21 protein-coding genes and 1 tRNA gene are annotated in these 16923 nt (G+C 68.0%); 11 read left to right on the top strand and 11 right to left on the bottom strand.

The window, feature by feature from the left end:
• The first annotated feature begins 47 nt into the window (after positions 1-47).
• On the top strand, positions 48-794 hold the full coding sequence (locus NKJ07_RS05120) for an extracellular solute-binding protein (RefSeq protein ID WP_318569507.1): 747 nt from the start codon (positions 48-50) through the stop codon (positions 792-794).
• Positions 795-991: 197 nt separating this feature from the next.
• Here NKJ07_RS05120 and NKJ07_RS05115 read toward each other — a convergent pair.
• Positions 992-1075: transfer RNA gene (locus NKJ07_RS05115), tRNA-Leu, on the bottom strand.
• A gap of 88 nt (positions 1076-1163) precedes the next feature.
• On the opposite strand from NKJ07_RS05115, the gene NKJ07_RS05110 reads away from it, so the two are divergent.
• Positions 1164-1472, top strand: coding sequence for a transcription initiation factor IIB family protein (locus NKJ07_RS05110; RefSeq protein WP_318569506.1), 309 nt, complete (start codon positions 1164-1166; stop codon positions 1470-1472).
• 39 nt (positions 1473-1511) lie between these two features.
• Here the strand turns inward: NKJ07_RS05110 and NKJ07_RS05105 are convergent, their stop codons facing one another.
• From NKJ07_RS05105 to NKJ07_RS05080, 6 genes are all read right to left on the bottom strand, one after another.
• A complete protein-coding gene (locus NKJ07_RS05105) occupies positions 1512-1739 on the bottom strand; it encodes a hypothetical protein (RefSeq protein ID WP_318569505.1) in 228 nt (75 codons plus the stop codon).
• Between the two features lie 106 nt (positions 1740-1845).
• Entirely contained in the window at positions 1846-2352 is a 507-nt protein-coding gene (locus tag NKJ07_RS05100; RefSeq protein WP_318569504.1) for a phosphopantetheine adenylyltransferase, read from the bottom strand.
• A 69-nt stretch (positions 2353-2421) separates the two neighbouring features.
• Positions 2422-2991 (bottom strand): winged helix-turn-helix domain-containing protein, encoded by a 570-nt coding sequence (locus tag NKJ07_RS05095; protein ID WP_318569503.1) that lies wholly within the window; start codon positions 2989-2991, stop codon positions 2422-2424.
• A 77-nt stretch (positions 2992-3068) separates the two neighbouring features.
• Positions 3069-4142 carry a glutamate--cysteine ligase gene (locus NKJ07_RS05090; RefSeq protein ID WP_318569502.1) on the bottom strand — a complete coding sequence of 358 codons (1074 nt, stop codon included), beginning with the start codon at positions 4140-4142 and terminating at the stop codon, positions 3069-3071.
• A 146-nt stretch (positions 4143-4288) separates the two neighbouring features.
• A complete protein-coding gene (locus NKJ07_RS05085) occupies positions 4289-4918 on the bottom strand; it encodes a fibrillarin-like rRNA/tRNA 2'-O-methyltransferase (protein ID WP_318569501.1) in 630 nt (209 codons plus the stop codon).
• Positions 4915-5784, bottom strand: a complete 870-nt coding sequence (locus NKJ07_RS05080) for an NOP5/NOP56 family protein (RefSeq protein ID WP_318569500.1) — start codon at positions 5782-5784, stop codon at positions 4915-4917. The genes NKJ07_RS05085 and NKJ07_RS05080 overlap by 4 nt, the downstream gene beginning before the upstream one ends.
• A gap of 347 nt (positions 5785-6131) precedes the next feature.
• Here NKJ07_RS05080 and NKJ07_RS05075 point away from each other — a divergent pair, with 347 nt between their 5' ends.
• The 8 genes from NKJ07_RS05075 (at position 6132) to NKJ07_RS05040 (ending at position 12683) form a co-directional block, all read left to right on the top strand.
• A complete protein-coding gene (locus NKJ07_RS05075) occupies positions 6132-7898 on the top strand; it encodes a glucosamine inositolphosphorylceramide transferase family protein (protein WP_318569499.1) in 1767 nt (588 codons plus the stop codon).
• Positions 7899-8190: 292 nt separating this feature from the next.
• Positions 8191-8658, top strand: a complete 468-nt coding sequence (locus NKJ07_RS05070; protein ID WP_318569498.1) for a DUF8009 family protein — start codon at positions 8191-8193, stop codon at positions 8656-8658.
• A gap of 32 nt (positions 8659-8690) precedes the next feature.
• Positions 8691-9155, top strand: a complete 465-nt coding sequence (locus NKJ07_RS05065) for a hypothetical protein (RefSeq protein ID WP_318569497.1) — start codon at positions 8691-8693, stop codon at positions 9153-9155.
• 42 nt (positions 9156-9197) lie between these two features.
• Entirely contained in the window at positions 9198-9845 is a 648-nt protein-coding gene (locus tag NKJ07_RS05060) for a DUF6517 family protein (protein ID WP_318569496.1), read from the top strand.
• Between the two features lie 76 nt (positions 9846-9921).
• Complete coding sequence (locus tag NKJ07_RS05055; RefSeq protein ID WP_318569495.1) at positions 9922-10077, top strand: hypothetical protein; 156 nt, start codon at positions 9922-9924, stop codon at positions 10075-10077.
• Positions 10074-11054, top strand: a complete 981-nt coding sequence (gene corA / locus NKJ07_RS05050) for a magnesium/cobalt transporter CorA (protein ID WP_318569494.1) — start codon at positions 10074-10076, stop codon at positions 11052-11054. The genes NKJ07_RS05055 and corA overlap by 4 nt, the downstream gene beginning before the upstream one ends.
• A gap of 361 nt (positions 11055-11415) precedes the next feature.
• Positions 11416-12399 (top strand): transcription initiation factor IIB, encoded by a 984-nt coding sequence (locus NKJ07_RS05045; RefSeq protein ID WP_318569493.1) that lies wholly within the window; start codon positions 11416-11418, stop codon positions 12397-12399.
• 104 nt (positions 12400-12503) lie between these two features.
• The gene (locus NKJ07_RS05040; RefSeq protein WP_318569492.1) at positions 12504-12683 is read left to right on the top strand and encodes a DUF7836 family putative zinc-binding protein; all 180 of its coding nucleotides are present in this window, start codon (positions 12504-12506) and stop codon (positions 12681-12683) included.
• A 25-nt stretch (positions 12684-12708) separates the two neighbouring features.
• On the opposite strand, the gene NKJ07_RS05035 is transcribed toward NKJ07_RS05040, so the two are convergent.
• A complete protein-coding gene (locus tag NKJ07_RS05035; protein WP_318569491.1) occupies positions 12709-13116 on the bottom strand; it encodes a translation initiation factor IF-2 subunit beta in 408 nt (135 codons plus the stop codon).
• 168 nt (positions 13117-13284) lie between these two features.
• On the opposite strand from NKJ07_RS05035, the gene NKJ07_RS05030 reads away from it, so the two are divergent.
• Positions 13285-13521 (top strand): UPF0058 family protein, encoded by a 237-nt coding sequence (locus NKJ07_RS05030; RefSeq protein WP_318569490.1) that lies wholly within the window; start codon positions 13285-13287, stop codon positions 13519-13521.
• Positions 13522-13613: 92 nt separating this feature from the next.
• Here the strand turns inward: NKJ07_RS05030 and NKJ07_RS05025 are convergent, their stop codons facing one another.
• From NKJ07_RS05025 to NKJ07_RS05015, 3 genes are all read right to left on the bottom strand, one after another.
• Entirely contained in the window at positions 13614-14072 is a 459-nt protein-coding gene (locus NKJ07_RS05025; protein ID WP_318569489.1) for a DUF555 domain-containing protein, read from the bottom strand.
• Positions 14073-14159: 87 nt separating this feature from the next.
• A complete protein-coding gene (locus tag NKJ07_RS05020; protein WP_318569488.1) occupies positions 14160-15101 on the bottom strand; it encodes a DNA-3-methyladenine glycosylase family protein in 942 nt (313 codons plus the stop codon).
• A gap of 280 nt (positions 15102-15381) precedes the next feature.
• The gene (locus tag NKJ07_RS05015; protein ID WP_318569487.1) at positions 15382-16791 is read right to left on the bottom strand and encodes an APC family permease; all 1410 of its coding nucleotides are present in this window, start codon (positions 16789-16791) and stop codon (positions 15382-15384) included.
• Positions 16792-16923: the final 132 nt, after the last annotated feature.

Raw genomic sequence — 16923 nt, 5'->3', positions numbered from 1 at the left:
ATCAGATTCCACCTTCATAACTTCCACTAGGCACTATCGACGCCGGCGTGACGTGGGCGAACTACTCGTGGTTCGTCGAACAGTGGTTCGCGGAGGCCGATCAGCCGCTCGTCGACGCCGACAACGGTCGACGCGGCACACCGACGACGGCGCGGCTCGCGTCCGACGTCGGCTACGAACTGTTCGAGCAGTGGTGGCGACTGGAGCGCGACGGGCTCTACCACAACCCCGGCGTCGAGGCCCGCGGCGAGGCGCGGTCGTGTTTCATCGACGGCGACGTCGCCATGCTCATCGACTCGACCTCCAAGCGCACGGCGGTGGTCGACGGGGCCGCCGAGAGCGGCTTCGACGTGACGATGGGCTACTTCCCGGTGCTCGACGATCGCAGCGGCGTCGTCGTCGGAGGGGCGTCGCTCTGGGTTCCGGCGGACCTGCCCAGAGCCGAACAGGAGGCCGCGGGCCGGTTTCTCGCGTGGCTCGCCCAGCCGGCACAGCAGGTCCGGTGGCACCGCGAGACGGGCTACTTCCCCGTCCACGAGGCCGCGATCGACGACCTCCGCCGCGAGGGCTGGTTCGACGACAACCCTGGCTACGCGACGGCCGTCCGCCAGCTCATGGACACCCGCGACACCCCCGCGACCCGGGGGGCACGGATCGGCTCGTTCGACACCGTCCGCACGCTGGTCGAGGAGGCGTACGTCGACGTGACCCGCGGCCGCGACGTCGAGAGCGCCGTCGACGCGCTGGACGAACAGGTCGAAGCCCGGCTCGGAGAGTACGCCGCCTCAACGTGACGGCGTGTGGCCTCGTGCGGCCGGATCCGGATCGTTGGCTACGCCGTCGCTCGGGCAGAACTATGACCGGATGTGAACGGATCTGAACCGTGCCGAGACGTTCCGGGTCGCTCACTCCGTTCGCTTCCCGGGCTGCGACTCGTCGGAGGCGAATCCGGACGGAACACTCTCACCGGTCACTGACGTTCGCAGGAGAGTGCGTGGGACCGGATTTGAACCGGCGGACCCCTATGGGACAGCGTCCTAAGCGCTGCGCCGTTTCCTGGCTTGGCTACCCACGCGCACCCGCCGCTTCACGCGGCCGAGAATTCAACCCATCGCTTCGAAGCCGACGGTTGGTTTTTATCCGCCCGCGGCGAAGGGCGACCCATGTACCGGGCACGCGACCGTGTGGAGAACGAGGAGTGGCTGGCGCGGATGGACCGCGCGGCCGACAGCCTCGAACTCGGCACCGAGGCTCGCTCCGTCGCCGTCGATCTGTTCCTCTCGCACGTCCCCGACGCCGAGCGGTCGAAGCCCGCGGTCGCGGCGGCGAGCATCTACGCCGGGAGCCTCATCGTCGGGGAGGAACGCTCGCAGTCCCGCGTCGCCACGACGATGGAGGTCTCTCGGCTCGCCGTGCAGACGCGCTGGAAGGAACTCCTCCGCGACGCCGGCTTCCAGCCGCCGGAGTGGTAGGTCGCGGCCTCCGTAGCCCGCCGGTCGTCGATCGCACGCTCAGGCCCGTCGCACGCCCAGCTGTCGCCAGAGCACGTAGTACGTGACCAGCCCGCTGACGATGGCCGCGGTCGCCCCTGCGGGCGCGCCGATGAGCGGTGACGCGTCCGTGGTCGCGCCGATCGCGGCCCGTCGGGCCAGGAGGTGCGTGACGCCGAACCCCACGAACGCGAACGCCGCGAGCCCGACGACGACGCTCCCGGTCGCGGCGAGGGTTTTGGGACGCATACGTGCCTGTACGCCTACCCGGTGGGAGAGCGTTTCGCCGGTGTGGGGTCGAGAGCCCGGGCGTGGGACTGACCACGCTGGCCGGATCGACCGCGGTCGTTGCGGGTCACGAGCCGGATTCGGAGCCGCGGACCGCCGAGCGGCCGTCGCGCTCGGGCGTGGGGTTGCCGTGTTCGTCGATCTCCCCGCGGACGATGCGCGTCGAGGAGATCCGCTCACCGTCGGTGGCCGGGACGTGGTCGACGACCGACACCTCCAGCGGGTCGAGCCCTCGCTCGCGCCTGATCCGGTTGACGGCCTCGGCACCCGACTCGGTCTCGGGCGAGACGACGAGCGCGTCGAACCCGGATTCGGTCGCGATGCCGGTGGGTTCGTCCAGCCGCCTGACCTCGAACTCGCGGCCGTACTCGTCGGCGAGTACGGCGAGTTCGGCTTCGAGGTCGCGCTTGCGTTCCTCGAACGGCCGGACGTAGCGGTCGACGTTCCTGGTCTCCGGCGCGAGTTCGTCGCTCGTGAGCCCGACCGTAACGTCTCCGAGCTCAAACGCGCGCTCGAAGAGGGCACGGTGCCCATCGTGGACCGGATCGAACGTCCCGCCCAGCGCGACGTGCATACCCGGGCGTCGGTGCGCCGCGTCTTAAAATCGACTGCTCCACCAGGGCCGGTCGGTGGCGGGGTCAGCTCACTCCGTCTGGCTCTCGTCCTCGACGGTGATCGTCACGGGCGAGTCGTCGCCGGCGACGTCGGCCCCGCCGAGCCGTCGGTCGAGGTTGAACACGGTGTTGAGTTGGTTTTGGACCTGATCGACGACCCCGTTGACGAGTTCCGAGGGCGCGATGGCCTCGTACTCGTAGGGGTTGTTGCCCGCGCCGGCGCTCTCGCGCTTCCCGCGCGTCACCGTCCCCTCGTCGTGGAGCTCCGCGAGCGCCTCCCGGACCGTGCTCGGATAGAGGCCGGTCCCGTCGGCGACCTCCTCGCTCGTCGACGCCGGATGCTGTCGGAGGTAGACGTAGATCCGTGCGCGCGTCTCCGTGTCGAGCAGCCACGCGAGGAGGTCGACCACGTTCTCGTCGAACCCCTCGACCGCGCGGTCGGCCTCTGCTTCGAGCCGTTCGCGCGCCGCCTTCGCTTTCGCCGTCGGCGACCCGTCGGCACCGTCGACCACGGGCTCGTCGAACTCTTCCATCTCGAGGTCGGGGTCGTCTTTCACCTCGGGCTCGTCGTCGGTGGGATCGAAATCCTCGGGCGGCATCTGTGTTCGTCCGAAGGTCAAAACTACGGGCTGAAAAACCTTTGTGTCGGTCGAGGTCGACGACCAGGGGGAGCCGGTCAGAGCAACAGCGACCGACGGAGGGCTGCCATCCCCTCCTCGTCGTGGATCCGTCGCTGTCGGGCCGAACAGCACTCGCCGTCGAGCACGTCCCGGAGGCCGGAGACGCCCAGTCGGTCGCACTCGGCGTCGACGTGGGTGACGAGATCGACCACGTCCTCGCCGTCGGGGGTGACGAACGACGCATCGCGGCCGTGGCGGATCGCCCGCCACTTGTTGTCGTCGAGGCGCTCCCGCCTGATCTCGGTCCCGGTTTCGCCGTCCTCGTACCGTTCGGCGAGATCGATCACGAGCGCGTGGACGTACTCGGTGAAGGCCGTCACGCGGGCGGGGTCGGTCTGCCCGTCCGGCGTGCGGACCTCGACGGTCCCGTGGCCGGTGTGCGGCCGGACGTCGTACCAGAGCTCGCCGCGGTCGTTGATCGAACCGGTCTCGACCATCTGTCGCTCGAAATCGAGATACGAGTCGAACGAGTCGAAGGCGGTCGGCATGCCCGTGTTGGGGAGCGCCTCGAACACCTTCGCGCGGGCCGATTCGAGCCCGGTGTCGAAGCCGTTCCAGTACGGCGAGTTCGCCGACAGGGCCAGGATCGGGGGGAGGTACCACCGGAGTTCGTTCGCCACCCACGTCGCCTTGTCCGCGTCGTCGACGCCGACGTGGACGTGCAGCCCGGCCGTCGTGTTGCGGTGTTGCGGATACTGGATCCGATCGAGTTGCGCGCGATACCGGGGTTTCTCGGCGTGATCGAGTTCGCGCCACTTCGCCGCCGGGTGGAGCCCTGCGGCGGCGATGCGGTAGCCGTGGGCCTCGGCGTGATCGACGAGCGCCTCGCGGATCGCCCGCACCGTCTCGCCGACCGCGTCGACCGACTCGATGAGCGGCGTCTGTGTCTCGATGGTGAACTTGAACAGTTCGTGGTCGAGGCGGTCTTCGAGCAGTTCGGGAGGGGTCGAACCGTACACCAGATCGTCGATGCCCGACGTCGGCTGTCCGGCCTCGTCGACGATGTAGAACTCCTCTTCGACGCCGAGCGTCCCGAGCCGAGAGAACGCCTCAGACGAGCCGATATCCATCGAAGCGGGCTTCGCTCCCGTCTGTTAAATAAACCGTGGACCGCGTGCGGGCGTCGGGTACGTTCGCTCCTCGACGGACCGCACCGCCACACGGGAATCGGCCGACGCGAGTCGGTCGCGCGGCGACCGGTCGCTCGCGACGACGGTCACCGCGGGCGTGCGACGACGGCGAGGTGATCCTCGTGGTACCGGTCGAGCCGTCGCGTCGCCAAGAGTTCGTACCCCTCGGCGAGCGCCTCCTGCACCCGACCGAACACGTCCTCGGGGGCGGCCGTGACGTCTTCGCTCCGTGCTTTCACCGCCAGGAGAAGCCGGCCGTCGTCGCGCAGGAACCGTCGGTTCCGGAGCGCGACGTCGGCCTGCCCGCGCGTGGCGACGTCCTGGACGAGCAGATCCACCCCGGACTCGACGACGTGTGCGTACGTCTCGGGGCGGCGGGCGTCTTTGAGCAGGGGAAAGAGGTTCGGGCGGGCCGCGGCGACGTCCAGGAGGTCTCGGGTCGGCCGCGGGGCGAACTCGACGGCGTACGTCGGCCCACAGACGTCCGCGACGTGGCTGACCGTCGTCCCCGAGGCGGCCCCGAGATACAGCACGGACCCCCCGCCCACCATCCCCGTCTCCATCCCGAGTGCGAGCATCGCCCCGAGCTTCGAGCGGCCCGCGTCCCAGACGCGCCACTCGCCGTCCGTGGGCTCGCCGTACACCGGTTCACCGCGGGTGACGAGTCGCTCCCGGCCGTCGACGGTCCGCCGCTGAACCCCGGTCGGGAGGGTCACGCGTCGTCACCCTCCGTGGCGTCGGCGCGGGCCCGAATGCGTTCCATCCGCGACGCCAGGTCGGCGTGGAGCGACTCTCGACGCTCGCCGGCGTAGTGGTCCGCTCGGGCGGCCAGCGCTAGCTTCGCGGCGAACGCGCGCGCCGCCGACCCCCTGTCGGCGCGGCGGGTGCCGCGAACGAACTCGTGGGTGAAGATGACGCCGTGCTTGGGTGAGGAGGCGTGGCCGCGGAGATGCGCGAACAGCGCGTCCTCGGCACCGAGCACCTGCACCGTGCCGGCGGGCATCTTCGCCAGCTGTTCGAGCCCGCCGGCGAGGGCGACGAGACGAGCGGCCAGCACGGCCCCGGCCATCTCGGCGAGGTTCGGCGCGACCGTCGGTGCGTGCGTCTCGACGTACGCCCGCAACGCGGCGCGTTCGTCGTCCAGCGCCACGACCCGCGCGGCGAGCGAGACGACCCGCTCTTCGGTCGGATCCGCCGGGTCGCGCGCGGCGACAACTCGCGCGCCCGCGAGGCCGGTCCCGACGTCGTCGAACAGCGAGCCCGCCCACTCCTCGACCCGTTCGGCGAGTTCGTTCGCCGTTCGCGCGGCGTCGTTCATGGCGCGGATCGCGTGTTTCAACTGTTGGTCATCTGCTCTTTCTCGTTCTCTGACTTCCGCCTCCGTCGCGCGAATCGCCGCCTCGTGAAGCCGCTCGTAGTACTGTTCTTCCGAGTCGACATATCCGGCCTCGACGGCCACCGCTGGCCAGTTTCGGGGTTCGTCGGCTTCGCCGTCCGAGATCGCTGCGGCGGCGGCATCGAGATCCTCGCGATCGATGTTCTCGAACCAGCCCGCTCCCCTCGGGGCTGTCTCGTCAGTCATACGTGGAGTCTCTCCCCGCGCGTGTAAATCCGTCCCGGTACTGGCGGCCGAGAGCCGGTCGGTCGACGGAGTCCGCGTTGAGGCCTCGGAACGGCCTGTCGCGGTCCAGACGGTTCCCGTAGTGGGGTGGTCACAAGTGAGCGCTCGTCTAGCCCACCGACGAGTGTCAGGACCACCCTCAGGGAACGAAAGACGCTCGTACCGAGATAGACCGGTCGTGCCGACTGATACTCCGTGGTGAATTCGACGGGCTCTCTGAGAGTCACATGCACTTATTTGTCAAGTTTTTCTGCTATTTATTAAAATAGACACAACATATTAGCCCTCAGACCGCATCTTATAGAAAAATGGCAGAACGCTCGGATTCACCGCTCGACTTCGGGATCATGTGCGGCGGGGACGTCTTTCAGGACTGGCAAGCGAAGTGCATCGGTCGGCTGTTGGAGATGGAAGGCGTCAACCTCCGCCTCTTGATCGTCGACGGCCGGGATCCGAGAGGGAACGTCTCGCGGTTTCTGGACGCGGTGTCTCGTTCCGGAGCACCGACTGCGGTCTCGAAAGCCGTCTGGCAGATCCACCAGGACTACCTGACCAGTCGTCCGCCGGCCAGACGGAAAGTCGATCTGACGCGGCTCCTCGACGGCGTGGACAGGGTCCACTGTACGGTGGAGCGGGAGGGCTTCTCGGAGTACTTCCCGCCGGACGACATCGAGTCCATCGAACGGTACGACTTGGATTTCGTCTTGCGGTTCTCGTTCGGGATCATACGAGGTCGGATCCTGACGGTCCCCACGTACGGGGTGTGGTCGTTTCACCACGGTGACGAACGGAGATACCGGGGGAGTCCGGCCGGCTTCTGGGAGATATACAACGACGACCCCGTCACCGGGGCGATCCTGCAGCGGTTGACGGACGAACTCGACGGTGGCGTCGTCCTGAAACGCGGTCGTTTCAAGACGATACCGCAGTCGAGAGAGCAGAACCTGAACAAACTGTTGTACGCGACCGCCGGCTGGCCTGCGCAGGTAGCGACCGACATCCTGAACGGGAACGTGGACGCCACTGGCGGGGAGCAATCGAACACCGACGCACCGATCTACACGGCTCCGAACCCGCATCAGTTGCTCGGATACCACCTGAAGCGGGCGGGGTGGTACCTACGATCCCGGTTCAAGACGAACGAGCGTCGGACGATCGGACTGACCGACACGGAGGTGGAGACGATCGGGGAACGTGGGCTAGCAGACCTCCAGTGGTTCCCCGCTCGGTCTGGGGACGGATCCGTGGGGGATCCGTTCGTGACCGAGATCGGCGACGACGTCGTCGTCTTCTTCACGGACTACACTCACCCGGATGCCGGCGGGAGGATATCGTACTGCAAATACGAGGACGGAGCGATTCTCTCGGACGTCCACCACGCCTTCGAGGGCGAGGGTGACGTTTCCTACCCGTACGTCCTCCAAGTTGACGGGAGGCACTTCGTCGTCTCCGAGACGCGTGGCCGAGACGGGATCCACCTGTACGAAGCGGTGGAACCCGGCCAGTGGGAGTTCGTGAAGACGCTGGTTCCGGGCACACGGGGAGTCGCCCCCACGCTGTTCAGACACGCCGACAGATGGTGGCTGTTCTTCACGAAACGGAACGCGCTCCCGGACACGAACCTGTACGTCTGGTCGGCGGAGACGCTGTTCGGAGCGTGGCGGCCACACGAGAACAACCCGGTCAAGACCGACGTCCGGGGTTCGCGGCCCGCGGGGAAGCCGTGGATCGAAGCAGGGCAGGTGTACAGGCCCGCGCGGGACTATGCGTCTCCTGGAAGCGCCATCACGGTGAACCGAATAACCGAACTGTCTGAGGAGACGTTCGAGGAGGAGACGTGTTACAGCCTGTCCCCCGGCGAGGAGTCACCGATCGAAGGTGGAGTGCGCACCATCTCACACTGTAACGGCGTCGTCGCCATCGGCGGTACCGGAGTCGTTCCACCGACTCCCGACCCGCGCTCGCCGAAACGCGAGGCGAACGTCGATTGGACACGGAGTCAGGGAACACTGACCCGGTGGTCGGAGGACGCTCGGACCGCCACCCATCGGATCGTGTCACGCTTCGGTGGGTAACTGAATATCACGACTCGTGACAACACTTAACATAGACACTCCCGTATGTGAGAACGATGTCCGAACGGCCGTCGTACGTGTGTCGAGAGTGTGAGGCACCCGTGAGCTCCGGATCGTACCGGGCTACGTGTCCAGAGTGTGGCGGCACGCTCCGGCCCAAAGCATACGCTGGCAGCCACGAGCGGACGACCGTAACACCGAACGACCGTGTGTGACCCCCGATCGGCGGCCCACACGGTGTGATCCGATCGGATCGACAGGTTACTTGCGTCGGAGGTCCTGAGCTACGCGTATGACGACGGGCTTCGACAGGCGGACCGAACACGGAAGCGACGATCCGGGGGCGATCCGGAGCATCGCCGTCACCGTCGACGACGTCGTGACGGCGCTGGAGGCTCGCCAGCGAGGGGATACGGAGGCGGTGCTCCGCGTGACGCCGCCGTTCGCCGGGCGGATGCGCGCACGCCTGCACGTCGTCAGTGGTGAGGGCGCGTCCGACGGCGGGGCCGAACCGATTCACTTCCGGCCGGAGCGGTTCGTCGACCCCGACGTGTCGTCGGTCCCGACGGTCGACGAGACGGCGGACGAGCTCCGAGCGCGCGGCGAGTACTCGGTCGACGACCACCGGGCGTTCCACGCGGACGTGGTCGAGTCGTGGCGGGAGACCGTCCGGGAGGCGCTCGTGGAGCAGGTGACCGTCGAGACGGCCGCGGCGAGTCACGCGGTCACGGTGAAGTATCTCGACGGCCAGCGTGAGTAGGGCTTTTGTCCATCCGTCGTTTCGGTAGGGGCGTGAGTACGAACACCACCGGCGACGAGTACAGCCGTGGTCGCGAGGTGGAAGAGCGACAACAGCGCCAGCCGGCGGTGAGCCCGCTGTACCGGCCGATCATCATCGTCGTCTGGGCCATCGGCGTCGTCATCGCGTTCGTGATGACGCTGTTCAGCAACGCCGCGGCGACCACGCTGTGGGTCGTGCTCATCTCACACCTGTTCCTCGCCGGACTGGTCCGCCAGGACATCAACTCCATCCGCAAACAGGGCGTCGAGTGGGGGCTCTCGCGGCACGTGTGGTTCGCCGCGACGCTCGTGTTCCCGCTCGTCGCGCCGCTGTACTACGTGTACAGCGGTCGGATCGTCAGCCGCGAGAACGAGCGTCGGAAGCGACGGCAGGGGATCGAGACCGACGGAACCGGCGGAACCGACGGAACCGACGGAACCGACGCCGACAACATCGACGACGCCGACCCCGCGTGACCGGGCGGTACTGTTTTCTTCCCAGCGGGCCGAGTAGTGACAGTGAGGCTACACCAACGCCGCGGACTGGCGCTGGTCCTCGTCTGTCTCGCCACCACGAGCGGCTGTCTCGGCGTGTTCTCCGCCGGTGTGACGACGTTCGAGGCGGCACCGGCGGACGTCGGTGACGGGGCCGCCGCCGAGACGGGGTTCGAGCGGAACGGGACGCGCGACAGCGTCGTGACACGGCAACTGGGCCCCGAGAGTGCCTCGAAGACGGTGCGCGTGGTCAGCAAGGTCACGACGTACGAGAAGCCGCTCGAGATCCCGCGCTTGGGAAGTGTTCGGCTCGGCATCTTCAGCGTCATCTCGACGCCTGCAGTCGAAGTCGCCGGGCAGACGTTCAACCCGATCGGGGAGTACTCGAACGACCGACTCGTCGACCTCGTCACGGACCGGTTCGGGTCGTTCTCGGGCCTCGAACGGGTGCGTTCACGCCAGGTCGTCGTTCGCGGGACCGAGACGACCGTGACGACGTACGCCGCGACGACGACGGCGCGGGGGCAGGAGGTCCCCGTCTTCGTCCACGTGACGAGGCTCCGTGACGGCGACGACTTCCTCGTCGGGATCGGCGTTTACCCCCGAGCGCGGGAGCAGCGAGCGGAGATCACGACGCTCCTGCGGGCGATCGAGCATCCCGCCGAGGCGTGACCGCCGGGCGGGACGCGGCGTTCCGACACGACGGACGCGGGCAACGCTTTTTCATCCCGCTCCGGTGGTACCGAGCATGAACCACGTGCAGGCGGCCGGAGCGCTCCTCTTGATCGCGGGTGTCGCCGGCTACGTGATCGGCGTCCTCGCGTCGTATCCGGGCCGAGGATTCAGTGTCGCGGGCGTGATGGTCGGGATCACGCTCCTCGCGGTCGGGGGTGTGTTCCGGTGACGGTCGGAGCAGTCGTCTACGCGCCCGAGGGCGTCGACGCCTACGACGACCTCCAGGCGGCCCGCGACGCCGACGGCACGACGTGGGTTCGCGCGTCGGCCGCCTCCCCGGCGGAACTCGACCGGGTCGCGTCGATATTCGGGATCCACCCGCTCTCGATCGAGGACGTTCGAGGTGACGTCCGACCCAAGACCGAGGAGTTCCCCTCGCACACGTTCGTGCTGGTGAAGACCGCGGCGTTCAGCGGCGGCGAGACGACGTTCGGTGAGGAGATCACGACACAGCAGGTCGGCCTGTTCGTCGGGCGGGACTGGCTCGTGACGATGTCGACGCGGGAGGTCGACGCGGTCGAGCGCGTCTGGGAGGCCGTCGAACGCGAGGACGCGCGCGTGCTGCGACTCGGTCCCGATTTCGCGGCGTACCGCGTCCTCGACCGGATCGTCGACGACTACTTCGTGGTGCTCGACGAGACCGAAGACCTCATCGAGGAGGTCGAAGACGGCGTGCTCGCGGGACCGAGCGAAGACGTTTTGATCTCGCTGAACGACGTCAGACGCGACCTCCTCTCAATCCGGAAGGTACTGTGGCCGACCCGGGAGGCCGCCGCCGTGTTGGCGCGTGGCGACCCCGACTACGTCCGCGAGCCCACCGAGAAGTACTACCGCGACGTCTACGACCACCTCGTCCAGCTCGTCGACCTCACCGAGACGTACCGTGAGCTCGCCCGGGGGGCGCGTGACATCTACCTCAATTCCCTCTCGCAGTCGACCAACGAGGTGATGAAGACGCTGACGGTCGTCGCGACGCTCCTGCTCCCGCTCACGTTCGTCGTCGGCGTCTACGGCATGAACTTCTCCGCCGGGCCGTACAACATGCCCGAACTCGGCTGGCGGTTCGGCTACCCCGCGGTCATGATCGGGATGGCCTCGGTCACGCTCGTCCTGCTCGTCTACTTCCGCCAGGAGCGGTGGCTGTGACCACCGCGCTCGGGAGTCCGGGAAGATTTGGGTGAGAGTTCGGCAAATCCTCTTTAGTGTTCACTCAAATCTACGTGCGGAGGCGCACCGGAGACACTACCCCGATCGCTGTCAGCTCCGCGCTGACCGCCCCTTCACCGTGAGTCGCCGTCGGCGAAACAGATATAACGCGCTTCCGCTTCGGCCCAACGCCAGTGACACGAGACCCAGACGCGAACGCTCCGCTGCCGTGCTTCGGTTTCCTCCACACACATCGAGCAAAGGTTTATATACTTTCGGAACTTACCAATGGTAAGGAGACGGTCCCCGGATCTCGCGTTATCTCTCTCCCGGCCGAGCCCGTCCCAGTACCCACCCCAACATGAGCGATACCACACTCCGAACCTTCAGTACGGATCACGAGACCGACCTCGACGTCGCCGCAGGCGAGGGCGAACGAGAGGACGAACAGACGCGAGTCTGCCCCGAATGTGGCGGTAGCCTCCGATTCGACGACGGCGAGACCGTGTGTGCCGAGTGCGGCCTCGTCGTCGAGGAGACTAACATCGATCACGGCCCCGAGTGGCGGGCGTTCGACTCGACGGAGAAAGACCAGAAGTCACGCGTCGGTGCCCCCACGACGAACATGATGCACGACCGGGGGCTGTCGACGAACATCGGCTGGCAGAACAAGGACGCCTACGGCAACTCCCTGTCGTCCAGCCAGCGCGAGCAGATGCAACGGCTTCGCACCTGGAACGAGCGCTTCCGCACGCGCGACTCGAAAGAGCGAAACCTCAAGCAGGCGCTCGGCGAGATCGACCGCATGGCCTCGGCGCTGGGACTCCCGGAGACGGTCCGCGAGACCGCGTCGGTGATCTACCGCCGAGCGCTCGGTGAGGATCTCCTCCCCGGTCGCTCGATCGAGGGCGTCGCGACGGCGTCGCTGTACGCCGCGGCCCGACAGGCCGGCACCCCCCGCTCGCTCGACGAACTCGAGGTGGTCTCGCGCGTCGACAAGATGGAGCTCACCCGGACGTACCGCTACATCGTCCGCGAGCTCAAACTCGAGATCGAGCCCGCCGACCCCGAGCAGTACGTCCCGCGGTTCGCCAGCGACCTCGGCCTCTCCGACGAGGCCGAACGGCGCGCGCGCGAACTCCTCCGGAACGCCAAGGGCGAGGGGCTTCACTCGGGTAAATCCCCGGTGGGACTCGCCGCCGCCGCGGTGTACGCCGCCGCGCTGTTGACCAACGAGAAGGTCACCCAGTCGCAGGTGTCGGAGGTCGCGAACATCTCCGAGGTGACGATCCGCAACCGGTACAAGGAACTGCTCGACGCCGAGGATGCCGGCGTCCTCGCCTGAGCCGAGCACCCCGACCACTCCCGCCCCGCCACGCGCCGCTCGGAGTGGGCCCACGCAACGGCCCCACACAACCTTTATTCACCCGTACTGTGACATAGAAACCCATGGTCGAGGCCTTCGTTCGACTGCTATGCCCGGAGTGCAAGAAGGACTGGGAGACGAAACCGACCGACCTCCCCGGTCTGCGGCAGAACTTCTCCTGTCCCGGCTGTCACGCCACGCGGCGACTGGCGGAGTTCATGCGAACGGAGTACGACCTGGACACTCTGAAGCAGTTGCGGTAGGGGCCTCGGTTCGGTGCCGAGCGGATCAGTTGTCCGGGACCGTCGAGAGCGCGCCGCACGCGTCACACTTCAGCATCGCCGCGCCGTTCTCGTCGACGAGCCGCGTGTCCGGGAGCCCACACTCCGAACAGCGGACGAAGCCGTCGACGTACGCGTCGAGTGCGTCCGCGATGCGGGACTGTTTGAACGAGCCGGTGAGCCGGGCACGACCGCTCTCGTCGATCCGCGCGGCCGTCCCGAGCTCGGACTGGAGGAACTTCAAGACGTGCGTCCCGTCGCGGTCGAGGCGGTCGAGCGTCGCCTGGAAGTTCTCGTAGACGGTGACGTTCCCTTCCGGCCGGACGTCCGGCTCCGGCACCTCGTACCGGGAGCCGGCGTCCCCGATGTCGGGTGCTCGGTCGAGCCCGCGGTCGAGTGCGTCATCGTAGTCCATATCCCACGGGGAGTGAGCGAGGACAAAAATGTTCACGACCGCGCCGGAGGACGTGTCAGTCGGTTTTTTTAACGGTTCCTGATGGTCGTGTTAACGGGGTGCACCAACTGTATGTTAACGCGACTCAAGATAATAATATAATCCCTCGGTGGTAACGTGGGTTTGCTCATGAAGAAACAGGAGCTCATCCACCTGCACGGTCTGCTATCCGAGGTACGAACGCAGATGGAGGCATGGGAGAGCACCGAACTGGACGTTTCCGAGTACGAGACGATGGGTGTCAGACCGACATCGATCCACCGCTCGAAGACAGATCACAAGGCGGCCGTGTTCGAGATCGCGAACGGGATCACGACCGCGATGGAAGAAGCAGAACCCGACCGCGTGGCCCCAAGGGCCGACTGAACGACTTCTCGAAATCCCCTGTGATTCGACCGCTATCAAGACCGCCCAGTCAGCGGCAGCGCGGTCGCCCACACCCAGTTCGGGGCCTGGACTCAGTTGTCCTCGACGAGGTCCTCGAACTCGGGGATGAGGTCGTCTTCCCCGCTCTCGTTCCCGTCCTCATTCGACCCGCCGCTCTCGGCGGTCGACTCCTGCGCCGTCTCGTCCTCGGACTCGTCGGGGAGCGGATCGACGCGGAGGATCTTTAGCGGAATGTTCTGGAGTCGCGTCCCGATCTCCTTGCGGGCGATCCGGGCGGCGTGTTCCTCCCGTTCGACGTTGAAGACGCGCATCTCGAGTTCGAGCGCGACGAGCGCTTCGTCGGCGGCGATGAACGCGGGCGGCATCGTCTCGCCCGACGGCGACGTCCGTGAGCCCATCTCGATCTCGACGTAGTTGAGGTCGGGGTTGAGCATGTCACCGGTCTTCGAGATGGCGATCCGGATCGCCTCGTCTTCCGTCTCGACGTCGTACACCGGAACGGCGGCCTCGACGACGACTCTACAATCCATATCGGATAGTGTCGCTCCGTCTTCAAGAAGGTTCTCCCGGGGCGGAGGGTCGGGCGAAGCCGGGGACGAGGCGGCCGAGCGCGTCGCTCAGGCCGAAAGGTCGCCCTCGGCACGGAGGTAGTAGAAGACGTACGTCTGCGCGTAGCCGGCGTAGCTGCCGCCGAACCGCTCGCGGATCGCACGCGACGTGTCGGCGTAGGAGCCGCGGTCGCAGTCGGGGTAGTAGTCGGCGATCGCGGTCTGGATCCACGTGTCGAGCGGGACCGCTTCGAGAAAGCCCAGCGAGAAGAGGAGGACGCAGTCGGCCACCTTGTCTCCGACGCCGACGAACCGGGTGAGGTACTCGCGGGCCGCCTCGTACTCGTGGCCGGCGGCCGTCGCCGGGTCGGCCTCGCCCTCGGCGACCATCTCGGCCGTCCGCTGGACGTAGGGCGCGCGGTAGCCCAGCTTCAGTTCGCGGAGGTCGGCCTCCGTGGCGGCCGCGAGCTGGTCGGGCGTCGGAAACGCGTGGTACGTGCGTCCGTCGACCGCGACGGTGTCGCCGAACGCGCGGGCGAGTCGCCGCTGCATCCCGTGGATGCGCGCGACGCGCATCTGCGCCGAGCAGATGAACGAGATCAGACAGGCGAACGGCGGATCGCGCACGAGCCGCATTCCGCGGTAGCGGTCGTACGCCCGCCGGAGGAGCGGCAGCTCCGGCGTGGCGTCGAGGATCGCGTCGAGGTCGTCGTCGAGGCGGAGGAGGTGGGTCAGCACCGGGACGGGATCCGTCGTCGCCTCCCACTCCAGTGCCCCGTCGTGCTGGCGGACTCGAACGACCATGCGCTCCTCGCTCACGCCGTCGATGGGCGGGACGCACGTCTCGTACCAGGCGTCGCCGCCGTGGGCGTGCAGCGAATCGTACATGCCGCCGTCGGCGCGGTCCCAGAGGTACGACTGGCCGCTCTCCAGCGTCGCCTGCAGGTCGAACAGGCCGACCTCCGAGAGCGGGATCGCTCCCGTTTCGAACGTGGCGGACTCGCCTTCCATCGGCGGAAGCGAGGGAGTGTGGGCTGTTGTCGGTTTCGGTCCACACCGGAGGGCCCGGGAGAGCGTCCCGCCGGCGAACGTGCGAGACCGAGCGGCTCCGAACAGCCGCGGTAACGTCGGCGTCGGAGGACCCGAGAGCGACGAGAGCTTCACGGGCGGGTCGCGTTCACCGGGAGCGCGACGCCACGCGCCACCGCGACCGTCGCGGGCGGCGGGCGAGGCCGGGCCACTGTAGACCGCGCGTCGCGGACGAACGAATCCGGCCCCGGCGCAGGGGGCGTCAGAACCGCGTCAGCGGCTCCAGTTCCACGCCGACCTCCTCGCGGTAGTCGCGAGCGGCGACGTAGACGAGCACCCCGACCGTCTCCCAGCCGACGAGCGCCGGGACGACGCTCCGCAGCGGGTCGACCACGAGCGGATCGGCCGCCGGGCCGGCCACGGTGGGTCCCACGCGGGTGTAGCCGAGGACGACCGCGGGGTCGAGCGTGAGCGACTGCCAGAGCAACAGCCCCGCGAGTCCGGCACCGGTGAGTCCGGTCAGCGCCAGCAGGCGCGGTGGGGGCCGGAACTCGCTGGCGGCGTACAGCTCCGGGTTGACGACCGGGAGGGCGGCCGTCGTCAGCCCGTGGGCGACGTAGAGGGCGAGCAGGCCGGGGACGGCGAGGTAGAGCGCGACGAAGGCGGCGTCGGCGGCGACGAGCCCCGCGGCGAGCCCGAAGACGACCACGCACGCGAGGTCGGGTGCGCCGAAACGGTTGGTGTGTGCGAGGGGTGGGATCACCTCGCCGAGCCCGGCCAGCGCGCGTGTCGCGGGCCACGAGAGCGTGACGAGGGCGGCGAGCGTACCGGCGACGATACCGGGTGGGAGGAGCAGGGCGGTGGCGACGCCGAGCCCCGAGGCGGCCGCGTCGACGAACGGGGCCTGCGCGAAGACGAGTCGGGGCCAGGGGATGACACCGAGGGTGACGAACGCCATCGCGGTGGCGAGCAGTCCCGCGGCGGCGACCCCCGAGACGAGGGCACGGGGGAGCGTCGTCCTGGGGGAGCGGACCTCGCCGGCCAGCGCCGCGATGGCCTCGAACCCGACGAAGCCGAACAGCGCGACGAGCGTCGCCCGCCCTACCGACAGCACCGGGCGTTCGCGCAAGGTCGGGGTCGGCAGGAGGGGGAAGAAGTTGCCCAGCACGACCGCAGTCAGCCCCGCCGCCACGAGGACGACGAGAAAGAGAGTAAAGCCCGCCGAGAGGACGAGGCCGAGCCGGCCGACGGCGACCGGCCCGACGAGGTGGACGACGAGGAGGCCGCCGAGGAGCGCGAGCGCGACGACGCCGTCCGGCGCGGGCAACGGAACGAAGCCGGCGAGGTACTCCGCCAGGAGCGCGACGAGGGCGGCGTAGGCGGCTGGTTTGGGCCAGATGGCGAGGAAGCCGAGCGCGCGCGAGCGCCACGTCCGCGAGAGGTGGAGGTAGCCGCCGCCACCGCTGTCGCCGAGCGGCCCCGAGAGGAAGACCGCGTAGCCGACGCTCAGCGCGAGTCCGCCGGCGGCAGCGAGGAGGAACGCGAGCGGCGTCGCCGGGCCGGCGAGGTTCTCGACCCGATCGGGGACGTACAGCGCGCCCACCCCGAGCAACGCCCCCGCCACGACGGCGAGCGCGTGACGCATCGACAGCCGGCGGTGTCTGCCAGCCATGCGCGGGGCGACGGCTCCCGGGGCGATATAACCTCGGTCCGGACAGTCCGTAAGGGTGAGAACGCTCCGGCCGCGACCAGTGCGACCACCGCTGGGGGCAGGTCTGGGAAAGAGTCAGGCACGTGGCCATAC

Origin of the sequence: Salinigranum marinum, from assembly GCF_024228675.1 — an archaeon.
GTDB classification, from domain to species: Archaea; Halobacteriota; Halobacteria; order Halobacteriales; family Haloferacaceae; genus Salinigranum; species Salinigranum marinum.
Note: the sequence above shows the minus strand (reverse complement) of the source record. Positions and strands in the feature narration are given on the sequence as shown.

Excerpts from the sequence above, each read along its gene's own strand:
- NKJ07_RS05020 (WP_318569488.1), bottom strand. The coding sequence starts at position 15,101 with ATGGAAGGCGAGTCCGCCACGTTCGAAACGGGAGCGATCCCGCTCTCG.
- NKJ07_RS05045 (WP_318569493.1), top strand. The coding sequence starts at position 11,416 with ATGAGCGATACCACACTCCGAACCTTCAGTACGGATCACGAGACCGAC.
- NKJ07_RS05015 (WP_318569487.1), bottom strand. The coding sequence starts at position 16,791 with ATGGCTGGCAGACACCGCCGGCTGTCGATGCGTCACGCGCTCGCCGTC.
- NKJ07_RS05035 (WP_318569491.1), bottom strand. The coding sequence starts at position 13,116 with ATGGACTACGATGACGCACTCGACCGCGGGCTCGACCGAGCACCCGAC.
- NKJ07_RS05055 (WP_318569495.1), top strand. The coding sequence starts at position 9,922 with ATGAACCACGTGCAGGCGGCCGGAGCGCTCCTCTTGATCGCGGGTGTC.
- NKJ07_RS05025 (WP_318569489.1), bottom strand. The coding sequence starts at position 14,072 with ATGGATTGTAGAGTCGTCGTCGAGGCCGCCGTTCCGGTGTACGACGTC.
- NKJ07_RS05030 (WP_318569490.1), top strand. The coding sequence starts at position 13,285 with ATGAAGAAACAGGAGCTCATCCACCTGCACGGTCTGCTATCCGAGGTA.
- NKJ07_RS05040 (WP_318569492.1), top strand. The coding sequence starts at position 12,504 with ATGGTCGAGGCCTTCGTTCGACTGCTATGCCCGGAGTGCAAGAAGGAC.
- NKJ07_RS05070 (WP_318569498.1), top strand. The coding sequence starts at position 8,191 with ATGACGACGGGCTTCGACAGGCGGACCGAACACGGAAGCGACGATCCG.
- NKJ07_RS05095 (WP_318569503.1), bottom strand. The coding sequence starts at position 2,991 with ATGCCGCCCGAGGATTTCGATCCCACCGACGACGAGCCCGAGGTGAAA.
- NKJ07_RS05075 (WP_318569499.1), top strand. The coding sequence starts at position 6,132 with ATGGCAGAACGCTCGGATTCACCGCTCGACTTCGGGATCATGTGCGGC.
- NKJ07_RS05090 (WP_318569502.1), bottom strand. The coding sequence starts at position 4,142 with ATGGATATCGGCTCGTCTGAGGCGTTCTCTCGGCTCGGGACGCTCGGC.
- NKJ07_RS05110 (WP_318569506.1), top strand. The coding sequence starts at position 1,164 with ATGTACCGGGCACGCGACCGTGTGGAGAACGAGGAGTGGCTGGCGCGG.
- NKJ07_RS05100 (WP_318569504.1), bottom strand. The coding sequence starts at position 2,352 with ATGCACGTCGCGCTGGGCGGGACGTTCGATCCGGTCCACGATGGGCAC.
- NKJ07_RS05105 (WP_318569505.1), bottom strand. The coding sequence starts at position 1,739 with ATGCGTCCCAAAACCCTCGCCGCGACCGGGAGCGTCGTCGTCGGGCTC.
- NKJ07_RS05080 (WP_318569500.1), bottom strand. The coding sequence starts at position 5,784 with ATGACTGACGAGACAGCCCCGAGGGGAGCGGGCTGGTTCGAGAACATC.